The 21,483-nt window shown below is 59.3% G+C and carries 14 protein-coding genes; 3 read left to right on the top strand and 11 right to left on the bottom strand.

All coding sequences use genetic code 11. From position 1 onward, the window contains the following. Positions 1 to 125: PadR family transcriptional regulator (locus tag LBK75_00810; protein ID MDR1156838.1), on the bottom strand; the 125-nt coding region annotated here is incomplete at its 3' end. A gap of 346 nt (positions 126 to 471) precedes the next feature. On the opposite strand from LBK75_00810, the gene LBK75_00805 reads away from it, so the two are divergent. From LBK75_00805 to LBK75_00795, 3 genes are all read left to right on the top strand, one after another. Continuing rightward, the gene (locus LBK75_00805) at positions 472 to 3,882 is read left to right on the top strand and encodes an S-layer homology domain-containing protein (GenBank protein ID MDR1156837.1); all 3,411 of its coding nucleotides are present in this window, start codon (positions 472 to 474) and stop codon (positions 3,880 to 3,882) included. Between the two features lie 227 nt (positions 3,883 to 4,109). Next, a complete protein-coding gene (locus tag LBK75_00800; GenBank protein MDR1156836.1) occupies positions 4,110 to 4,475 on the top strand; it encodes a type II toxin-antitoxin system RelE/ParE family toxin in 366 nt (121 codons plus the stop codon). Beyond that, entirely contained in the window at positions 4,468 to 4,752 is a 285-nt protein-coding gene (locus tag LBK75_00795) for a helix-turn-helix transcriptional regulator (protein ID MDR1156835.1), read from the top strand. Before LBK75_00800 ends, LBK75_00795 begins: the two co-directional genes overlap by 8 nt. 7 nt (positions 4,753 to 4,759) lie before the next feature. Here LBK75_00795 and LBK75_00790 read toward each other — a convergent pair whose 3' ends face one another. The 10 genes from LBK75_00790 to LBK75_00745 all read right to left on the bottom strand — a co-directional run bounded on the left by LBK75_00790 (position 4,760) and on the right by LBK75_00745 (position 21,435). Then, a complete protein-coding gene (locus LBK75_00790; GenBank protein ID MDR1156834.1) occupies positions 4,760 to 6,457 on the bottom strand; it encodes a M3 family oligoendopeptidase in 1,698 nt (565 codons plus the stop codon). Further along, the gene (locus LBK75_00785; protein MDR1156833.1) at positions 6,454 to 7,635 is read right to left on the bottom strand and encodes a D-alanine--D-alanine ligase; all 1,182 of its coding nucleotides are present in this window, start codon (positions 7,633 to 7,635) and stop codon (positions 6,454 to 6,456) included. Before LBK75_00785 ends, LBK75_00790 begins: the two co-directional genes overlap by 4 nt. 21 nt (positions 7,636 to 7,656) lie before the next feature. Beyond that, positions 7,657 to 9,231, bottom strand: a complete 1,575-nt coding sequence (locus LBK75_00780) for a UDP-N-acetylmuramoyl-tripeptide--D-alanyl-D-alanine ligase (GenBank protein ID MDR1156832.1) — start codon at positions 9,229 to 9,231, stop codon at positions 7,657 to 7,659. A 56-nt stretch (positions 9,232 to 9,287) separates the two neighbouring features. Then, positions 9,288 to 10,061, bottom strand: coding sequence for an alpha/beta hydrolase (locus LBK75_00775; GenBank protein MDR1156831.1), 774 nt, complete (start codon positions 10,059 to 10,061; stop codon positions 9,288 to 9,290). 120 nt (positions 10,062 to 10,181) lie between these two features. Next, complete coding sequence (locus LBK75_00770) at positions 10,182 to 12,293, bottom strand: U32 family peptidase (GenBank protein ID MDR1156830.1); 2,112 nt, start codon at positions 12,291 to 12,293, stop codon at positions 10,182 to 10,184. 7 nt (positions 12,294 to 12,300) lie between these two features. Continuing rightward, positions 12,301 to 12,615, bottom strand: a complete 315-nt coding sequence (locus LBK75_00765) for a cell division protein ZapA (protein MDR1156829.1) — start codon at positions 12,613 to 12,615, stop codon at positions 12,301 to 12,303. Positions 12,616 to 12,841: 226 nt separating this feature from the next. After that, positions 12,842 to 13,000 (bottom strand): hypothetical protein, encoded by a 159-nt coding sequence (locus LBK75_00760; GenBank protein ID MDR1156828.1) that lies wholly within the window; start codon positions 12,998 to 13,000, stop codon positions 12,842 to 12,844. After that, the gene (locus tag LBK75_00755) at positions 12,975 to 13,790 is read right to left on the bottom strand and encodes a hypothetical protein (protein ID MDR1156827.1); all 816 of its coding nucleotides are present in this window, start codon (positions 13,788 to 13,790) and stop codon (positions 12,975 to 12,977) included. Before LBK75_00755 ends, LBK75_00760 begins: the two co-directional genes overlap by 26 nt. Before the next feature lie 75 nt (positions 13,791 to 13,865). Beyond that, the gene (locus LBK75_00750) at positions 13,866 to 14,606 is read right to left on the bottom strand and encodes a hypothetical protein (protein ID MDR1156826.1); all 741 of its coding nucleotides are present in this window, start codon (positions 14,604 to 14,606) and stop codon (positions 13,866 to 13,868) included. Positions 14,607 to 14,619: 13 nt separating this feature from the next. Further along, positions 14,620 to 21,435: a hypothetical protein gene (locus tag LBK75_00745; protein MDR1156825.1), complete on the bottom strand. Its 6,816-nt coding sequence runs from the start codon at positions 21,433 to 21,435 to the stop codon at positions 14,620 to 14,622. Positions 21,436 to 21,483: the final 48 nt, after the last annotated feature.

Genomic DNA, 21,483 nt, shown 5'->3' with positions numbered 1-21,483 from the left:
ACGTCCGCAAATCCAAGCGCGTTTAACCGCCGCGTAATTTCATATCCGTAGGTCGCGCCCCGGCTGATGGTTTCGAGTACGCAACCCTCCAACACGCCTTTGAGCATTTCCGTCAGGTTTTCCAGTTCAATCCCTCCTTGCTATTCTGTATCGCATGTATGATGTATTACTTACTATTATTATATAGTAACACAGAATAGATAGGCTTTCAATAGGGCAAATTGTAAATTTTCTGTGAACATCAAAACTATGTCCTTGACAAACGCTCCCGAAGGGTCAAATGCCTAAAATATCTAAAAAATTTTCTTTTCTTCTTCAAAACCTGGCCGTTTGATAAAACTTCACAAAATGGATTGACTTCCTTTGGGAGATGTGCTTATAATAAGCGCATGCAAAGTGAGACAACGGCGTCAGAGAGATCTGGCGCCGTCTGTTTTTCTTTGCAATTTTTATGGAGGGAGTCTTTATACCATGGAAAAAAAGCGAAGAAAGAGAGAAAGAAGATGGCTTAGCCGCGCACTCCACCTGTTCCTGACCGTCTGTCTCCTCGCCGGAATGATGACGGGTCTCGGCCTGCGTGCGTTCGCGCAGGAACCTGAAGAGCCCGTCGGCGGCGGGGGGTACGCCCTGCAGGCCGCCGCACCGCCGATCGACACGTCGGAACTGCTGGCGGACCTGGCGTTCACAACGCTGGACCTGCAGGAGATCTCCATCACCGAACTGCAGCGCGCCCTCGCGGCCGGAGACATCACCTCCGCGGAGGTGGTCGACATGTACCTGGAGCGGATCGCCGTCTATGATCGGCCGCGGGCGCTCAACTCGATCATCCTCGTGAACCCGCGCGCCGCCGAGATCGCGGCCGCGCTGGACGCGGAGCGTACGGCCGGCGCCGTCCGTGGACCGCTCCACGGCGTCCCGATCATCATCAAGGACAACTACGACTACGAGGGCATGCCCACCAGCGCCGGCTCCAAGGTGCTGCAGGACTCCTACCCGTATGACAGCGCCTTTACGGTCAAAAAGCTGGAGGAGGCGGGCGCGATCATCCTCGCGAAGGCCAACCTCTCCGAGTTTGCCAATTCCCGCACCACCTCCCAGAGCTCCCTGGGCGGTACGGCGCACAACCCGTACGCCGTGAACGCCGCCGGGCTCGCCAACCGCGCCTCGGGCGGCTCTTCGGGCGGCTCCGGCGCCGCGGTCGCCGCCAACTTCGGCCTCGCCTCTATGGGCACTGACACCGGCGGCTCCATCCGCTCCCCGGGCCACGCGAACGGCCTGTTCGCGCTAAAGCCCACCTGGGGCGTCACCAGCCGCGAAGGCGTCATCCCGCTGGTGCTGGCCCGCGACGTCACCGGGCCGCTGGCCCGGACCGCCACCGACATCGCCTACATGATGGACGCCATCGTGGGCACCGACCCGCAGGATGACGTCACAAAGGACGCCGACAGTAAGATACCCGACACCTACACCGAATCCCTGGACGCCGGCGCGCTGTCCACCGCCCGCATCGGCTGGCTGTCGGCCTCCCGCTGGGTGGAACCGGCCAGTGGGAGCACGCTGGAAGCGTATCTGGCCGCGAATCCCGCTCACGAACAGTGGCAAACGGACATGGAAGCCGCCGGCGCCACTTTCGTGGATGTCAACTTCCCCTACCAGACCTACTACAACCCGCTCTACCGCAACCCCAATACGCCGGACGGAGATGCACTGAACACCGGCTGGGGTCCCATCGACATCGAGCAGTACTTCCGCGCTCTGCCGACCGCCGAGGAGATCAGGGCGCGCGGCATCACTGAGGCGGTGGGGCGCTTCGGCATCAACCCGGTCCACTCGCAGATCGACATCCGCAACAAGGGCGCTTACGCCGCCAATGGGACCGGCGACTATATGATCAGCAGCATCACCAGCAACGCCAACAACATTGAGGCCGGTAACGCCGACTACGACTGGGAGGCGGGGTATCGGAACCGGCCGGACAACGGTTGGAAGATCTTCCTCTCGAACCGCAGCCTCTACCAGGCCGCCTTGGCCGCCTATCTGGACGCCTACAACCTGGACTGCTTCGCCTACTTCATGTGGCGGGGCCCAGCCACGACGGGCGGCACGGCCGGCGACAACGCCAACTATCTCCAGGGCATCGTCTCCCACGGCGGGTTCCCGGACCTCGTGGTCCCCATCGGCGTCACCGACGGCGTGAACGGCCCCTCGTACCCGGCCGGCATGCCCATCTGCGTCGATCTGGTGGGCCGCGCCTGGGACGACGGCACCCTGATCAAACTGGCCTACGCCTACGAGCAGGCCTACCCCCACCGCGTGGATTCCACCCACACCCCGCCTCTGCCGGACGCCCGGGTCGTCGCGGCACTGAGCACGCTGATCACGGCCGTTTTGAGCATGGATCTCGCCTACTACACGCCGGAGACCGCCGACGCCCTATGCGCCGCGCTCGCCGACGCCCAGGCGCTGAAGGCTGACGCCTCCTCCGCACAGGCGTATGAAAACGCACTGTTTGTACTCGCCGACCGCTACGACGCGCTTTTGTCCGCGACGGACAAGTCCTTCCTCGTCAAGATCCTCGCGGAAGCTGCGGCGCTGGTCGAAGACGGCACAGTGGATAAACTGATCGACTCGGTGCGCACCGACTTCTTGGCGGCATACGAGACGGCGCTGGCCGTCGAGGCCGCGCCGTACGCCACGCCGGCCGAAGTGCTGGAATCGGAGCTCGTCCTCCTGGGGTACATCCACAAGTCCGGCTTCTTCGAGGGCGACAAGAACCGACTGGCACAGGTCCTCAATCTGGCCGATCTCCTCACCGACACACTGGACCACTATGTCAAGGCCGGGCAGGACAAGTTTCTTGAGGCCCTAACCGCAGCCAAGGCAGCGTACGCCGACGGCGACGCCCTGCAGCCCGAGGTGGACGCGGCCTGGAACGCTTTGACGGACACGATCCTCGCCCTGCGCCTGCGCGCGGACAAGTCCCTGCTGGATACCACCTATCGGAGGCTCCTGTCGCTGGATCTCTCGCGTTATACCCCCTCATCCGTCGCTCCGCTGCGCCATGCGCTAAACAACGCCGCGGATGTGCTGGCAAACGAGGCGCTGACCAAGGCCGACCAGGCCGCCGTGGACGACACACTGGATGGCCTGATGATGGCGGAACGGGGACTGGTACCCCTGGCGACTGAGTCTGAGACCAAAACTGATCCCCCTACGTCATCTGGGACCGGCAAATCCCCCTCCGGCAGCAGCTTCCGCAGCGACGCCGATTCGAACGTCGGCCAGGAGGCGGCGGACGACGATACGCCGCTGGCGCCCTTGCCTCTGGCCGGACTCTCCTTCTGGGCCCAGGCTGAGGTCGACGCCCTCAACGCGCGCGGCCTTATCCCGGAGGGGCTGACGGACAATTTCCAGGCGCCCATCCGCCGCGACGAGTTTGTGGCCGTCATCATCAGCGTCTACGAATATGTCGAAGGCGCCGTGGCGGACTTCTCCTCGCCCTTCACCGACATCGCGGACAGCGCGTACAAGGCGCCCGTCGAAAAGGCCCGTACCGCCGGCCTGGTGGACGGCACCTCGCCCGTCAAATTCACACCGGACGGCCCGCTGACCCGCGAACAGACCGCCAAGATCCTGTGCGCCGTCGTCGCCAAAGCGGAAAGCGTCCCCACCAATGACGCCGGCACGCCGGACTTCGCCGACCTTGCCGCGATCTCGTCCTGGGCTGTCCCCTACGTGGCTTACTGCCAGCAACACAAGATCATGCTGGGCGGCACGGAGGGCGTCCAATTTGACCCGCGCGGCGTGCTGACGCGCGAGATGGCTCTCATTGTCGCCGAACGCCTCATTGTGCAGTACGAGTGGACTGCCGCCGCCGCGTAACCAACCGATTTCACCCTTCTCCTCTCTCATGTCAAGCGCACGACGCGCCCGGGGCCGCCTCCCACAGCGAGAGGCGGCCCCGGATGGTCAGCCTTGAGGTGTTTTTTGAGAATTGATTTCTAATTTATTCTTATATTTGCAAAATCGGTAAATGCACTTGACAAATGTTATCTTATATGATAACATAATGACTGCAACAATCATACACTACGGATGGATGTGGTGAATTGGATTGGGAAATTGAATATTATCAAAAGGAAAACGGCGAAATTCCTGTTGAGGATTTTTTACTGACGCTAAATCCGAAACTACGCGCCAAAGCATACAGCGACATCATGTTACTCAAACACCTTGGAATCAATATCCGCGCTCCGTACTCCTCGCCGATAAAAGGAGATAAATACAACGGTTTATTTGAGTTGCGAACGAAGTTTTCCTCCGACATCACAAGGATATTTTATTTTTTATTTGATAAAAATAAATTCGTGTTATTGTATGGTTTTGTCAAAAAGACGGATAAAACGCCGGAGCATGAACTTGAACGAGCACGAAACTATAAACTTGATTATGAAAGAAGGTGTCAGGATGCGTAAAGCAGGTATACGATTTGAGGAAGTCCACAACCGGCTGATGAAAGATGAAGAATTTAAGGCGGAATACGAAAAGCTGAAACCGCGCTATGAACTGATTGCGCAAATCATTGACGTCCGAAATCGGCTCAATATTACACAGGAAGAACTGGCTCAGCGAGTCGGCACGCAGAAATCCAATATCTCCCGTTTCGAAAGCGGTTCATACAATCCCTCGTTGGACTTCATCACCAAAATAGCCCGAAGTTTGGGCAAGGAAATCCACATCTCGCTGCATTGAGGAAATTTTATTCCAATTTTGTAGAGTCGGCGGCTGCGAGCCAGGCGGCGGCGGCTTCGGCCACCGAGGCGAGGGCCGCCTCGTCAAAGGGGAGCGGCAGGCCCGCTTCCGAAACCAGCTCGCGGAAGGTACGCGTGCCCGCCTGCTTCACGAGGGCAAGGTAACGCGCCCAGGCGGCGGGCGGATCTGTCCGCCCCTCGGCCCAGAAGGCCAGCGCCACTGTCTGTGCCAGACAGTAGTCGATGTAGTAAAACGGCGCCTCGTAGATGTGCGCCTGCGTCTGCCACCGGCCGCCCTCGCGGTAAAACGGCATATCGGCCATGTCGAGGTAAGGCCGGTAACGCGCCTCCAGCGAGAGCCAGATCTGCCGCCGTTCCTCCGGCGTCAACAGCGGCTGCCCGTACACGATGTGCTGGAACTCGTCAACCATCGCGCCGTAGGGCAGAAACGTGAGCGCCCCGGCCAGGTGGCCGTAGCGGTACTTGTCCGCCTGCGGGCCGAAGAATCCCTCCATCCATGGCCAGGCAAAAAACTCCATCGACATGGAATGGATCTCGCAGGACTCCATTGTCGGCGCGCGCTGCTCCAAAATCTTTCTGTCCCGCGCCAGGTAGGCGGCCAGCGCGTGGCCGGCCTCGTGCGTCAGCACATCGATGTCGTGGGCGGTACCGCCCCAGTTCGCGAAGATAAACGGCGCGCCCGTCTCGGGGAAAGACGTGCAATACCCGCCGCCGGCCTTCCCCTTCCGCGAGAGTACGTCGAACAACTCGTTTTCCAGCATGAAATCGATAAACTCCGCCGTCTCGGGCGACAGCGCGCGGTACATGCGCCGCCCGTGCGCAAAGAGCTCCTCCGGCGTGCCGGCCGGGACGGCGTTCCCGCTTGGGAAAACCAGCGGGTCGTCGTAGAGCGCGAGGGTCTCAAGGCCGATCCGCGCGGCCTGCTCGGCCTTGATCTTGTCCGCGAGCGGGACAATATGCGCCTCGATGTGGCGCCGAAACGCGCCCACATCCGCCTCGGTGTAGCAGTTGCGCCCCATGCGGCAGTAACCGAGCTCGGTGAAGTTCGCAAAACCCAAGGTCCGGGCGATCTTCGTGCGCACCCGCACCAGAGTGTCGAAGATCGCGTCAAACGCCTGCGCGTGGGCCTCGAAGAACGCGGCCTTTGCTTCGCAGGCGCCGCGCCGCACGTTCCTGTCCGGCGACTGTTCGTAGGGCGCAAGCTGCGACAGCGTCCAGACGCGGCCGTCAAACTCGATCTGCGCGGAGGAGAGCAGCTTCACATAGGCCGTGACGAGTCGGTTTTCCTCCTGCAGGTCCGGTACCACCGCCGGCGCGAAGGTCTTCAGCTCGATGCCGATATTCATAAACAGCAGCGCCCCCAGCGCGGCTTCGAGCGCAGCTCGGTGGGGCGAATCGAACAGCGCCCGGTAGAGCGCCTGCGTCAGCGCGGCGAAACGGGGCGCTGTTTCGTCGTAGTAGTCGTTTTCCGCGGCGTAAAACGGATCCTCCGTGTTCAGCGTGAAGCGCACCTGCGCCAGCGACATCATCGTCTCCACCCGGGCGGTGAGCGCCTCGTACTCATAGAAGGCCGCGAGCGCCTGATCCGGCGCGGCGGCCCCGCGGATGCGCCGCGTGAACGATTCCATCTGCGGCGCCGTCTCCTCGGGCGTCACCCGCCGGTAGACCATTTCTGAAAACTTCACCGTTTGGCGCCCCCCTTCACACCCAGCCCGGCGCCGGCGAGGATGTTGCTCTCGTAGGTGAACGAAAGCGCCGCGCGCTGCCGGTGCCGCTTGAAAGCCAAAGAGAGCATCTCGTCGAGCAGCGCGCCGAAGGAGAGCCCGACCGGCTCCCACAGATAGAACGATAGGGACCCGGGGATCGTGTTGATCTCGTTCACATATACCTGGTTTTTGTCACAGTCGAGCAGGAAATCCACGCGGGCCACGCCCTGGCAGCCCAGTGTCTGGAACGTATGCACCCCGAGCGCCTGGATGTGATCCCGAAGCGCGGGCGCCAGATCGGCGGGCACGCGCCGCGCGGCGCCGCCCATGCCCTTGTCCGCCTCGCCGCCGGAAAGATACTTGTCCCCATAGCTCAGGATCTCCCCCGCGCTGAGCGGCTCTTCGCACGCCGACGCGCGCGCCGCTCCGGCGTCGCCCAGTACGGCGCAGTTGATCTCGCGCAGCCGAACCACCGCCGGCTCAATCAGTACCTTGGGCGCAAACCGGAACGCCAGGTCGGCGGCGGCGCGCAGCGCGGCGCGGTCGGCCGCCTTGGTGACGCCCACACTGGAGCCCAAATTGACCGGTTTTACGACCACGGGGAACCCGAACCGCAGCGCCAGTTCGTCCATCAGCGCGTCGGGCCGCGCCCCCCAAGCGGTATCGGTCCAGGTACAGCCCGGCAGCACCGGGATTCCGGCCGCCGCCAGCAGCGACTTGGACACGGCCTTGTCCATGCACACCGCCGACGAGAGCACATCCGGCCCGGCGTACGGAAGGCCCAGCATCTCAAGATACCCCTGCAGCGTGCCGTCCTCCGCGTTTGTGCCGTGCACGACCGGCAGCGCCGCGTCGAGTACGGCGAGCTCATTGCCGCCAAGCCGCCGGGCAGGCCAGCGCGACAGCACCGCCCGGCCCGCGCCGTCAGGCATGAGCGTCACGCTGCTCCCGGCCGCGAGCAGCGCCGGGATGTCGCGGTAGGCGGCGATGTCCCCATAGGAAGGACCTGTGTAGAACAGGCCCTGTTTTGTGATGTACACCGGCACGGGCGTGTACTTCTCCCTATCCAGCGCCGCACAGGCCTGCATGGCCGAGATGATGGACACCTCGTGTTCCACACTCCGGCCCCCGAAAAAAACGCCCACTTGGATCTTCACACAACCCCTCCTCACTCACTGTCAGTATTGATCCGGCAAGTCATTTTCCAGCAATACGTACTTCATCCGGCCGCCGGCAGAAAACGCCCGCACGGCCGCCAGCGCGGCGGCGAGGTCCGGCGCGACGCAGAGCCGCTCCGGGGCAAACCCGGCCGCCCGCAGGCCGCGCGCAATGGCCTCGGTTTGGCGCGCCCCCACCAGCGCCACGAAGTCGCACACGGCGGCGGCCTGACGCCCCAGCGCCTCATGGCAAGCCTCCTGCCGCTCGCCCAGCTCCACAAAACCGGGCGTGACCAGCATGCGTACACCGTCGAATCCGGCCAGCGCCTCCAGCGCCGCGGCGGCCCCCTCGGGGTTTGCGTTGAACGCGTCGTCGATGTATATAAGCTCCGGACCGGGCCGCAGCTGCAGCCGGTGGGGCGCCGGCGTCAGCCCGCGCACAAGAGGCGCCAATTCTTTCAGCGGGATGCCCATGTGGTGAGCCACGGCGACGGCGGCCGTAATGTTTTCTACATTGTGCCGCCCGATCAGGGCGGTGGTGAACGCCTGCTGCGTCCCGTCGGGGGCGGCGACGCAAAAAGAGAGCCCCCGGGTGTCCGCGCGGACGTCGCGGGCCGTGTACTGCATCTCCGCGTCTCCCGCCGCGCCGGCCACGCCGTAGCGGACAGTCCGCGCGCGCGCGGCGCGGCCGCGGATCTCTCCGCTGTCCCAGTTTGCAAAGAGAACCCCGTCGTCCGGCAGACTGTCGGCCAGCTCAAATTTCGTGGCGACGACATTTTCGAGGGTGTGAAAGCTCTCGAGATGCTGCGGGCCGACGGCGGTGATCACGCCGAAACGCGGGCGGACGATACCGCAGAGCCGGCGGATGTCCCCCACATGCCGGGCGCCCATCTCGCAGACGAACACCTCGTGCGTGGCGCGCAACTGCTCCCGGACCGTGCGCACCACTCCCATCGGGGTGTTGTAGCTCTCCGGCGTCATCAGCGTGTTGTAACGCGCCGACAGCAGCCGCTGTAAAAAAAACTTCGTGCTTGTCTTCCCGTAGCTGCCCGTCACGCCGAGGACGACGAGCCCCGGCATCGACGCCAGCCGACGCTTGGCGTCGCGAAGGTAGACCGCCTCGATGGCCCGCTGCAGCGGCCGGTTGATGAGATCGGCCAGCGGCACCAGCAGAGAGACGAGCAAAAACCCGGTGCCCAGCACGATCAAAAACAGGCGCGGGGACTCCCACAGACGCGACGCGCCCCAACCGACCAGCGCCAGCAGCAACACAAGCGTCGCGAGCAGGCGCACCACGCGACTCGTCACTTTGAGCGGCTTTTTCGCGCCCTTGCGCAAACGGGCCCGCCACAGCGTCACGAGGTAACAGGCGGCCACCGCGTACGACACCCAGGGCCCCCACCACAGCCACAAAAAAAGCGTGGGCATGACCCAGAGAAATTTCTGGTAGGCGTCCCCGGCGCGCTCCTTCAGCCAGCGCCAGTACCCGCCCCACTGGTAGGCGCTGAGCTGCCACATGTGGACAAACGTCAGCGAGGCGGACAATGCGCTCGCAAACCAGACAAGCAGCAGCCCAAGACGTACATAGGTTTCCAAACGGCGGTCCTCCCCTATTCAAATTCAAACGATATCGCACAGTCGCCGTTATCTGTTTATCGCGCCGTGTCACGCACGAAGACGGTCACGACCCTGTGGCAGCGCGCCGCCTCGCGCACACAGGCCCAGTGGTCCGCCCCAGAGAGCACGACGAGCCCCGCGTCCGGGATGCGCTCTTTCATACGCTCGGCATGCGCCAGCGGCGTGGCGGTGTCCGCGTCGCCCCAGATGAGCAACGTGGGCACACCGATGCGAGGCAACAGCGGCGCCATGTCCTCGGCCACCAACTTGGACAATGTACCGCGCATGACGGGGCTGGCGGCGCGGTAATCCGCCGACCCGGCCCGGCTCCGCAACCTCTCCAGCGCCCGCGGACACGGGCGCAGCAGCCATTTGGCGGCTTTATACGCATACACGCGCGCGTAGTAGACGGGTCCGCGCCGAGGGCGGATGCCCGCGGCGGCAAACAGGACGACGCTATCCACGCGCGGCACCTCCGGCACCGTGGGCGCACCCATCCACTTAAGGATGATCCGCCCGCCGTGCGAGTGTCCTACCAGCACCGCCTCGGTGAGTCCGACGCGCACAGCCAGCGCCTGCGCGAAGCGCACGTAATCCGCCGCGTCCCACGGCGCGTCCGGTTCCTGGGAGGAACCGGCGCCCGGCAGATCGGGCGCCACGACGCGGTGGTGTTCCGCGAGCCGGCTGAGCAGCGGTCTGTACGCCTCGAACCCGGCGCCCCAGCCGTGCAGGAACAGCAAGTTCGGCCCCCGGCCCTCGTCGCTGTACCGCACCCTGAGGCCGTCGATCTCCACAAAGTGGATGGGCAAAGCGATTCCTCCTCTTCGGCGCCGGCCGCCGCACGCTCTTTTGGGATTATACCATCTTATTATATCCGAGCGCAAGGACCAATAGACTGACAGACCGGCGACGTCCCCTCGATCGGCCCGTCACCGCGGCTTGCGGGCGCGGACGTTCCGGTAGTAGAGGCCGCGGGTGAAGTCGTTGGGTTCGTATGTCCCCCGGCCCAGGTAACGCTCGGCGACCCGCACGCACTCGCGCGGGTTTTCGGTGGTAAACAGGAGCCGCGCACCCCAAAGCCCCAGCGACTGCCAATCCGCCCGCTTGTCGGCCAAAAAGAGCTTGCGCGCGTTGCAGAGCACGCTGCGGCAGCGGGTCTCACGCAGCACCGGGAAGCGCGCGCCGGTCCTATCCACCAGTTCCAGACGGTTTTCACAGGCACAGCGGCCCGCCCGGTCCTTCATCAGGCACTGGGCCGTGACCATCAGCGGCAGACGCCCATAGACGATCAACTCGGTGTCCATGCTGTGGGACAGGTCGCGCACCTGCGCCAGATTGAGCTCGAAGGACAGCGCGGCGGACCGCAGCCCCGCCTGTTTCCATGTCCGGAGCGTCTGGGTGTTGAAGACGTTCAGGCCAAAGTCGCCCCGAACTGCAAAGCCGCGCTCGCGCGCCGGCGCGACGTGCCCCAGGTTGCCCGCCAGCACCGCGCGCACGCCCCGCGCGGCCGCCCGCTCAAGCAGAGCACCCACCGCCGGCCACTCGTCATCCACAATGATGCGGGGCAGTACCGCCGCCACCGACAGGCCCGCCGCGACAAAGAATTCCAGTTTTTTCCATATCTCCGCCTCCGCGAGCGCGGCCAGCGGCGCGTAGAGCAGCGCCGGCGACAGCGCGAGCAGATCGGGCGTTACCTGCTCCGCGCGAGACACCTGGACCGTGAGGGTCGGCGGCGTCCGGCGCGGCAGCGCGGCAGGGCCCGGCTTCCAGACCCCGCCTAGGCGCGCGGGCGGCCGGGCACGCAGCGCGGTGAGCCTGTCCAGCGCTTCGCGCCGCATATCGTTGATGGCCGACAGCGGGAGCGACAGCGCCCCCTCCACCCGTGTGCGCGCCTCCGCGCAGCGGTACGGCGTGCCCCCGGTCTTGTAGAGCTGGGTATTCACAACAGCCTCCGGCACCGCGCGGGAGAGAGCGGCGTCTGGCACGGGCCCCTCCACGGCGACCGTATGGCCGTCATCATCCTCGACGCCCAGCATGGCCGGGCGGGCGGGCGTCAGCAGGCAGGCAAAACGCACCGGCACCCGCTGGCGCTCTCCGGTGCTCTCGCAGTCCGCGCGCAGCCGGGCGTACAGTTTGTTTTGCCGGTCGGGCGGCGCCGGGCGGTGCACACCGAACATACCGGGTCCGAGCCGCCCCGTGTAGTACCCGTCGGTAAAGCCCTGGCGGGAGAAGACGCTCTCCAGCGCCGCGCGGTCGCCGGGCGAGGGGCGCCGGCCGCACAGCGCCTCCGAGAGCACCCGGCTGGCCAGCGCCACATACTCCGGCCGCCGCAGCCGCCCCTCGATCTTCGCGCAGGCGACGCCGAGGCGCGCCAGTTCCTCCATGTGATCCACAAGGGAGAGGTCCTTCAGCGACAGTGGGTATTCGTCTGAGGCGCGCAGGTTCATCCCGTAAGGCAGGCGGCAGGGGCCGGCGCATTCGCCCCGGTTGCCGCTGCGCGCACCGATCGCGGCGCTCATATAACACTGGCCGGAGTAGGCAAAGCACAGCGCCCCGTGGACAAAGACCTCCACCTCGATGGGGCTGTGCGCGGCGATGTGGGCGATCTGCTCGCGGGTGAGCTCGCGGGCCAGCACCACGCGGTCGCAGCCCAACGCATGGGCCTGCCGCACCCCCTCGAGATTGTGCACGCTCATCTGTGTGGAGGCGTGCACCGGCAAGTCCGGGGCCACGCGTTTCACGACGCGCAGTACGCCCAAGTCCTGCACAAGCAGCGCGTCCACGCCGACCTCGTAGAGTTCGCGCGTCAGCGCCGCCGCCCGGGGCAGTTCCCGGTCGGTCAGCAACGTATTGAGCGCGGCGTAAACGCGCACGCCGCGCACCCGGCAGTAGGCGAGCGCCGCGCGCAGCTCCTCGGCGGAGAATCCGGCGGCGCCCTGTCTGGCGTGGAAATCGCCATAGCCCAAATAGATCGCGTCGGCCCCGTTTTGCACCGCGGCCGTCACGCAGGCCGGGCCGCCGGCCGGCGCCAAGATCTCCACGGGCGCGCTACTGCGCCTTCTTGAGGCGGGTGTTCTCCCGGCGCAGCTCGGCGGCCTCGGCCTTGAACCGGGCCGCCTCCTCCAGGCAGCCTTTGATCTGTTCGCGCAGGTTGTCGGCCGTCTCCTGCGCGCGCAGGGCCTGCTCCGCCAAGTTGATGGCCGCCAGCACCGCGATGTTCGCACTGGAACCTCGCATGTGCCGGGCAATGCCGGTGATCTCGTTGTCCACCCGGCTGGCCACGCGCTGCACGTACTGTTCGTCTTCCTCCGTCAGCAGAGCGAACTCCTGCCCCGCAATGCTCACGGTCACCCGGTTTTTCACGGTTTTCCGCCTCCCTATCCCACCCCGCGTCCCCAATCTCCGCGCGGGATGATACGATTCTGTACGATATTTAGTATATCATAGGACGCGCGCGCGGAAAACAGTCCTTGGTCGAAAATTTTTGCCTGACTCAGAACACAGGCATACCCCGAGTTTAACAGCATAGAAGAGCGCAACCGCAGCAGTTGGAACGGTTGCGCAGCCATTTCGTGGTATTTTCTTGTAGTCACATAATATGGAATTTTCTGGTTTTCTTCAGATGATACAGGCCGCTCTCTTCGTCAAACATATACCTGCTGTAGCGGTAGGGATTGTTTGATGTCAGCAGGGCGCTTGTGCGGCCCACCATGTTGCCGTTGTTATCGTAGTAGAAAGAAGTCCACAAGGCACACAATGTCGTCCGGCTGTTCCGTCTCTGTAGCCGTCAGCCGGCTCTGTTCGTTATATTGGTAGGTGGTTGTGACACTTTGGCCGCTCTGTGTTATTGTCTCTGAGGTTCGGTTGCCGGAGCCGTCGTAGGTGTATGCCGTCACGCGTCCGTCCGGTTCCGTCGCGGTGAGCAGGCGATTCAGCACGTCGTAGGTGTACGTCGTCGTCCCGTGCCCGTCCAGGATCTGCGTCCGGTTGCCCGCACCATCGTAGGCGTAGTTGTATGCGTCTAGGATGCTTCCGTTTGCCTTCTTATTTGTGAGCGTGTGCAGCTTGTTGTTGTCGTAGTAAGTGTATTCCTCGTACGCCCCGCCGGGGTACGTCACCTTCTGCAGCGCGCCGTTGTCCAGATAGGCGTATGCCGTCGTCTGGCTCGCGTGCTTCACCTGGCTCAGGCGGCCGGCTTGGTCGTACACTTTTACCACGGTGTTCCCCTTGGTGTCCACGCTCTGCTCGCCCCAGGTCCCGGTCGCCATCCCGGAGGTGACGTCGTAGGTGTAGGTAATGGTCCCCGTGTTCGGCGCTGTTTTGGTCAGCACGCGGTTCAGCGCGTCGTACGTCCGTGTGGTGGTGCCCGTGTCGTCCGTCATCGTCAGCAGGTTCGCGTTTGCGTCGTAGGTGTAGGAAATTGTGCTGTCACCCGCCGCCTTGCTCAGTGTCCGGCCATGGATGTCGTAGGTGTAGGTCGTGGTCACACCGTTGCGGTCTGTCTCCGTCGTTGCGACATCGTCCGCTCGGTAGGTGATGAGGCTCGCTGTGCCTTGGCGCCCTCGTCCACATCGTGGTACGTCTGCGACGGCGCGGAACTGACATTGTCAGCACTACCATTTCTCCACTTTCAGGAATTCTTCAATGTCATCGAGAAAGACAAAAATCTCAGCCGCTGTCGTGCTTGGGAAAAAGCTAAAGCACAATTGCCCGGAAGCATTGATGTAGGCATAATTTATAAAGGGGGTGAGCCCTTCTTCGCGTATGGTTTCTTTTGGGTCAATAGAACACTTCTGCAACTTATCAAGAACATCTTCAGGTGGGTCTGTTCTATATTGATCCCGTATAAATGGAGTGGCCTCTCCTGGATCAAAGTCTCCTGTAGCATAGAGGATATCTCCATGCTGAAATTTCTCTACAAAAGCATCATTGACTTCCACCAGATCATCCAAGAATACCCTTTCGCCATTTTTTAGGTCTATAATGAAGCAAATCTCGCGATCTGAATCTATCCTTTCCTCGGGGAAATAGAATGTCTGAGAAACACAAAGATACTGTTCGGATTGAAAAAGCACTGTAGATTTTACATATTCCGCATCAACAATGTTATCTACCACCCACCCGGTGGATGCCTCTTTCAGGGCCTGATTGATTTTATTTTGTCTTTCCTCATCCTCAAGTCCTGTGATTTGCAGGTATTCAAAGCTATAGTTATCAGTGACTTGAAATGTCTCTTTATATAAATTTGGCGCTGTCCCACGATTTGGATTCACTCTCATGTTGGAATCTTTACATGAGATCCCTAGAAGAGCAATCAAGATCCCAGATACTAAAATGGCAGAAAATCTCTTCATAAAAATCATCCTCTTACTTGTTATAATAATTTTTCATCACATTGTCGTAAACCTTCATACGATTCTCCCAGCCATTTGGCAAACGATAATCATGTCCATTGACATAGAGGCGGCCATTCTTAATTTCATATGGAGTCCCCTTCCTTATGGCCGATAAATCATCACCGCCGCCGTCAAGCCATCCGTTAATATAGTACTGTGTCACGAGAAAGACATTTTCTCCTACCCCATATTGATTGACATAATCATTTAATACGCTTGGGTGTTCAACGATGGTCCAGGTGTAAGCAGAAATCTCCCACGGGTTATAATTTTCATAAATATGTTGTGCCGTCTCTTGTCCGCTATAGCTGTCCCCTTTGTATCTGAGAAACTCCAAATGATTCTCTGGCCATGTCAGTTGGATATATCCAACGCCGCGCGCATTTTTTCCATATTTTTTCCCTGCAAAATATGTATCAGTGCCGTTCTCCAAAATCAAGCTTCCATAGTCGCTTTCATGAGCACATGTCGCCAAGAATAAAGCTATGCTTTCCTTTGTTGTAATGCCATACAGCTCAAGGATTTCCGCCAACTCTTCGGCCATGGATCTGCTTGCATTTTGCCATCCAATGTCATTCAAAATCCTGAGCACATAATCTGTTCCAAGTTTTGTGGTCGGTGGTCTAAAATTCGGAGGATTCGTAGTCTGCAACGGCGTTTGCAACCCTGTCCAAGGCGGTAGTGTCAACGACGGTGTCGTTGGGGTTGATGTCCCAGGCGATTTACCAGGCGAAGATTGGGGAGAGTGAAACCTTGAAGATACAGAAACAGTGTTTGTTGATTTATTCCTTGTTACAGTCGCGGTAGCTGTGGTGTCCTTGTTATTGAAGGCAAGCGAGATTTCCCAGCCATTACTTACATTTCCTGGTTCCCATGTAATGCCCGCGTATGGAAGCACTATATTAAACCATTCAACCGCCGTCACATTGCTTCCTGATCTTTTTCCTATAGCGTGCTCATCCCACAAGTCCGCATACCTTTCTTCCAGCCTTTCCAACATATCAATAAGGCCTTGCGAGTAGCCTTGAGAGTTGCTGGCTGTTTGAAGGTTGTTTTTACTTTTGCGCAATTTATCAGATTCTTCACTGATCCTTTGTCGTTCAGCATCGGTTTCGGCCGCATAATATGCAGAAGTTAATGCAATTAACCGCATCTGAATCCCGTAGGCAAGATGGCGATCCGGCACCCAGTCATTATCAGGTTCGCCAGTTACCGACCAATGCCCCGTGGGATCCCAATACACCAACGGATTGTTGCTCACATAGGTGTACAGGTTCAAACTCAACGGGTCTACGGGGTCCCCCCGATACGTGTCCTCCTGCATGAATCGGGCCAGCTCCGGGTCGTAGAAGCGTGACTTCAGGTAGTACAGGCCGCTCTCTTCGTCGAATGTATACCCATTGTAGCGGTAGGGGTTATTCGCTGTGCCGGTCTGTTCCTTGTGTACGCCGAACGCATCGTAGTAGTATGTCGCCTGGACCGTGTTCGCTCCGTCCACCAGGGCCGTCACGTCTCCGTGGCCGTTGTACATAAACCATGATGAGCCGGCAGACGTTACGCGCGATAGCAGCTTGTGCCCGCGGACGTTCAGTGCCTTCTGGTTTCCGCTGCCGTCCAGTTCCAGTACAACCTCAGTATATTCGTAGGCGTACCGTGTTGTCAAGCCGTTTGCCGTCTTGCTCACGCGCAGGCCGTCGCCATTGTAGGTGTGTGTCGTCGTCTCTCCATCCACCGTGGAGGAAATCATGTTGTTCCACACATCGTAGTCGTACAGGGCCGCCTCGTCCTCTGTCTCGGAGAGAGACAGAACCGCGGCGGATGTGCTGTCCGTCAGCAGGGCGCTTGTGCGGCCCACCATGTTGCCGTTGTTGTCGTAGTAGAAGTCCACAAGGCGCACGATGTCGTCCGGCTGCTCCGTTTCCGTGGCCGTCAGTCGGTTCTGTTCATTGTATTGGTAGGTGGTGACGGTGCTTTGGCCGCTCTGTGTTATTGTCTCTGAGGTTCGGTTGCCGGAGCCGTCGTAGGTGTATGCCGTCACGCGTCCGTCCGGTTCCGTCGCGGTGAGAAGACGGTTCAGCACGTCGTAGGTGTACGTCGTCGTCCCGTGTCCGTCCAGGATTTGCGTCCGGTTGCCCGCGCCGTCGTAGGCGTAGTTGTATGCGTCTAGGATGCTTCCGTTTGCCTTCTTGTTTGTGAGCGTGTGCAGCTTGTTGTCGTCGTAGTAAGTGTACTCCTCATATGCCCCGCCGGGGTACGTCACCTTCTGCAGCGCGCCGTTGTCCAGATAGGCGTATGTTGTCGTCTGGCTCGCGTGTTTCACCTGGCTCAGGCGGCCGGCTTGGTCGTACACCTTTACCACGGTGTTCCCCTTGGTGTCCACGCTCTGCTCGCCCCAGGTCCCGGTCGCCATCCCGGAGGTGACGTCGTAGGTGTAGGTGATGGTCCCTGTGTTCGGCGCCGTTTTGGTCAGCACACGGTTCAGCGCGTCGTAGGTCCGTGTAGTGGTGCCTGTGCCGTCCGTCATCGTCAGCAGGTTTGCGTTTGCGTCGTAGGTGTAGGAAATTGTGCTGCCGCCCGCCGTCTTGCTCAGGGTCCGACCGTGGATGTCATAGGCAAATATTGTCGTCACGCCGCTGCGGTCCGTCTCCGTGGCCACTGTGCCATCCGCCCGGTAGGTAAAGCTCACCGTCTTGGCAGTTCCATCCACATCCACCCCCTCCAGGAGGTGGATGGAGGGAATTTCCGGGTCGCGGCGGGTGACGGGCAGGTTGCGGGCGTTGTAGCTGTAGGGCGTCACCCTAGCCTCACTGTCCACCTGGGCCAGCAGGTTGCCGGCGTTGTCGTAGGTGTAGGCCGATAGCAGCACGTTGTTGTGGTCCTTGACTGTCGTCAGCCGGTTGCGTTCGTCGTATTGGAAGCGCGTCGCCTTGCCGTTGCCGTCCGTCTTTGTCAGCACATTGCCCACGCCGTCGTAGGTCTGCGACGTCGTGTAGCTGACCGTGGACGTCAGCGGTTCCGTCGTTGACAGCAGCCGCCCCCGCGCGTCGTAGGTGAACGTTTTGCTATGCCCCAGCGCGTCCGTGGATTTGATCTGCCGGTCGTTGTTGTCGTACTCCAACAGCTCTATGAGATTTCCCTGCGGGTTGGCCGTGCTCTTGAATGGATCCCGTTTCTCCGTCAGCCGGTCCCGTTCGTCGTACACATACTCATACTTGTTGCCGCGCCAATCCGTCTCCGACAGTTTGTTCCCATTTAAGTCGTAGGTGTACGTCGTCGTCTGATTTTTGGGGTTCTTGACCGTCAGAACCCGGTTTCTGTTGTCGTAGGTGTACGTCGTCATGTTGTTCCGGCCGTCATACACGTACACGGGGTTGCCCGCTTTGTCGTACCGCGTCGAGGTGATGATCGCCTGCGTGCCGCCCACCTGCTGCTCCTTGGCAGTGCGCACCCGGCCCATGTTGTCGTAGGTGCAGATCTGCTCACGGCTCAGGCCGTCCCGTGTGTTTGCAATATTTCCCACTTTGTCGTAGCAGTAGGTGACTGTATTTGCGGGGACACTGTCGTCTTCCGGCAGTGTGGTCGTACGCAGCCAGCCCATCTCGTTGTATGTGTTTGTCGTCACGCTGCCGTTGGCGTCCGTGCTTGTGAGGACGTTCCCGAGTTTGTCATACGTGTTGGTGAGCACCGTCACCGCGCCGGCGGTCGTGGCGACGCTCTGTGTCAATAGGTTGTCCGCGTCGTCGTAGGTGTATTGGCTCACGACGCCTTTTTCGTTTGTGGTCTGGGTTACGCGCCCCAGCGCGTCGTAGGCGTTCGTGTTTGTGCCGAGGGACGAGGGGTGCGTAGTCGTGACCAGCCGGTTTGCCGCGTCGTAGGTGTAGCTGGTTGTGTTGTTCATGGCATTTTTGCGCGTCAGGACGTTGCCCGCATTATCGTAGGTCAGCGTTTCGAGGGTTGTAGTCGTCGTCTTTTTAAAACCTGTCGTCTTGACCCTGTCCATGGCGTCATAGGTGTAGACCGTTTGGTAGCTCATCTGATCTGCCGTTTTTCCGGATTCATAGTTTCCCGGCGAGACCTGCGCGATTATCCGGCCGCCCACGTCGTAGGCATAGGCGGCGATTCCGCCGTCCGGATAGGTGGTGCTGAGCAGACGACCGCGCTTGTCATAGCTGAGTGACGTAACTTTCCCTCGTTCATCCGTCTGCGTACTCACAAGGCCCATGTTGTTGTATGTCTGAGACGTCGTCACCGTCACCGAGGAATTGCTCTCATTGTAATTCGGATAGCTCACGCCTGTTTGCCGGTTCATGGCGTCATAGGTGTAGGTGGTGGTGATATTGTTGGGATTTTTCTCTGTGAGAAGATTCCCATTTAGGTCATAGGTATAGACTGTTTCCAAGGAAACGTTGCTCGTTGAGGTGGATCCCGCCGTTGTGTCTTTTGTCTGTAAATATTCCGTCTTCTTTATGACGCGGTTCATATTGTTGTAGGTGTACTCTGTTCTTTTATTTGAAATGTTCTCTCGTATGAGGTTTCCATAAGCATCATATGAGTAACTGATACTTCTGCCAGAACTGTCCGTCTGAGCGGTCAGCCAACCCTTCAAGGTGCTGTATGTATAATTTGTTGCGACAGACGTCCCAGTTTCAGAGGCACTTGTTTGATTTTCTATGTATCTCAATTCACTGGCTACTTGATCATTTATATCGGAATATGTCCATTTTGTCAATGCATATGTCGTGTTATTGACAGTCGGCGCACGCCGCTCTGTCATACGGCCAAGAGGATCATATTTGTATAAAGCGATATATCCTCTGGCATCTTCCGCTGTTTTCAACAAACCATTCTTGTAGTATCCGTTTGCAAATGTTCCGCCGCCCGTCGGGTTTTGCTTCGTAAGTAAACGTCCGGCCCAGTCATAAGTGTATACGGTGGATGCTGTCGAGGAGGAGGTCAGATACCGCTTCTCTGTCTGCAGTGTCTTTCCTCCGGAAATTCCATATGTATATGTAAAGAGCGTAGATGCTGAAGCATTTGACGTCTCTTTGAAACTCTCTTTTGTCAGTCTATCTAAACTGTCATACTCATACAGATATACGGCGCCATTCGGCATGGTCTTCTGCATGAGGTTTCCATAGAGGTTGTATACAGTGTATGTCGTCACATATCCCAGCGGATTCGTCTCCGATGCCAATATGCCGTTGCCGGCGTACAGATAACGAGTCGTATTGACAGTTGCTGTATAACTCCCATTGTTGCTCATGATGTGCTGTGCATCAAATACGGCGCTGTCTGATGATGTCGAATAGTACTTCGGAGAAATCTGCTTCGTAATATTCCCTTGATAGTCATATATTGTCCGATCAACACTGCCGTCTGTATAGATTATCTTCAGAAGTCTTCCATTTTTATCATAATAATAATCTGTAGTACTGTAAACTTCTGTATCCTCAGCAAATGTACCAGACTCAGGGCCGTCGCTGAAAAAATATTCAAGAGCCCAACCATACTTCATCACGGAAGTATTTGTAAGCATTCCTACTGTATTATATGTATAGTTCGTGCGGACATAAGAGAGATATTCGGTAATGATTCGTTGTCCGTATGTTGTGCCTTGAATGAAATCTGTTGTCTGCATTGTTCGCTGCCCATATGCATTGTATGAATATAGATATGGATAACTTCCAGTCGATGTTGTTGAATAACCGGCCGGCAATGCAGCTGTCATGAATCCTTGGCTGTTGTATGTATACTTTGAAATCGCAAAATTCGACTGCGTCGCGGATGACGAATAATCCTGTGTGCCCGCTTTCCGTCTGGCCTTCAGCGTCATATTCCCCTTTGTGTCATACTGGTAGTATGTCGTCTGGCCCTCTTCGTCCACTTCTTTTGTCACGTTGTTCTTGCTGTCATACGTGTATGTGCGGAAACCCATGTCCGGGTTGACGACTTTTGTCACATTGCCCCTTGTGTCGTACTCATAATATGTTGTATTCCCATTGCGATCCGTCTCGGACGCACGTTCGCCCCAACGGTTGATCCCGTTGTCCAGATGATATGTGATGCGGCTCTGTCGTCCGCCCGCGTCTATGACGCGGATCGGATACAGCGCCTTATCGAAGTATGTGGTCTCCGTGCGGCCATTGCTGTCCTGCGTCCTGACGCTGCCTTCCACCCAGTCATATTTGTACGTGGTCGTGTTGCTATAGGCCGTCGTCATGGTCTTCAGCTTTTTCAGTGTCTCCTGACCCACAACTTCGTGTGTGAAACTCTCTATGGTGTTCTGGTTGTGATCTTTTACGGATGCCAAATACCCATTTGTGTCATAGGTGTAATAGGTGTAATATCCGGACGGATCCTTGACGCTCGAAAGCCGATTGCTTGTGTATGAATACACGACCTGCCGATTGGCGGCATCAGTGATGCTGCTGATGTAGCTGCCTGTGTAGGCAATCGTTGCCGTCCGTCCAGATTGATCTTGCACCGATGTTGGGCGGCCGGTGCTGTCCACTGTGACGGTGATTGCGTTCCCGTTCGGATCGTTCATCTTTACAAGATACCCAGCTGTGTTGAAGTCATAGCTGTATTGATCTTTTGTGGTCAGCTTGTATGTGTTGTTACTGTTCTTGACAAGGGTTGTTCTGGAGTCCTTGGCTGTGAAGGTCCCGTTGGCGCCTGCCTTGAAGGAAATGACGCTGCTGTCCGGCAGACGCACAACGGTGTCGTTTCCGCTGCTCTCCACCTTCCCTTGGAAACCGAATGTCCAGCCTCCTGTACCCAGCAGCAAATCCTTGGTGCGCGTATCGCGGGAATTGTATGTGCGGCTGAATTGCAC

It is taken from the genome of Oscillospiraceae bacterium (assembly GCA_031265355.1).
In the GTDB taxonomy this organism is placed as follows: Bacteria; Bacillota; Clostridia; order Oscillospirales; family UBA929; genus JAIRTA01.
Note: the sequence above shows the minus strand (reverse complement) of the source record. Positions and strands in the feature narration are given on the sequence as shown.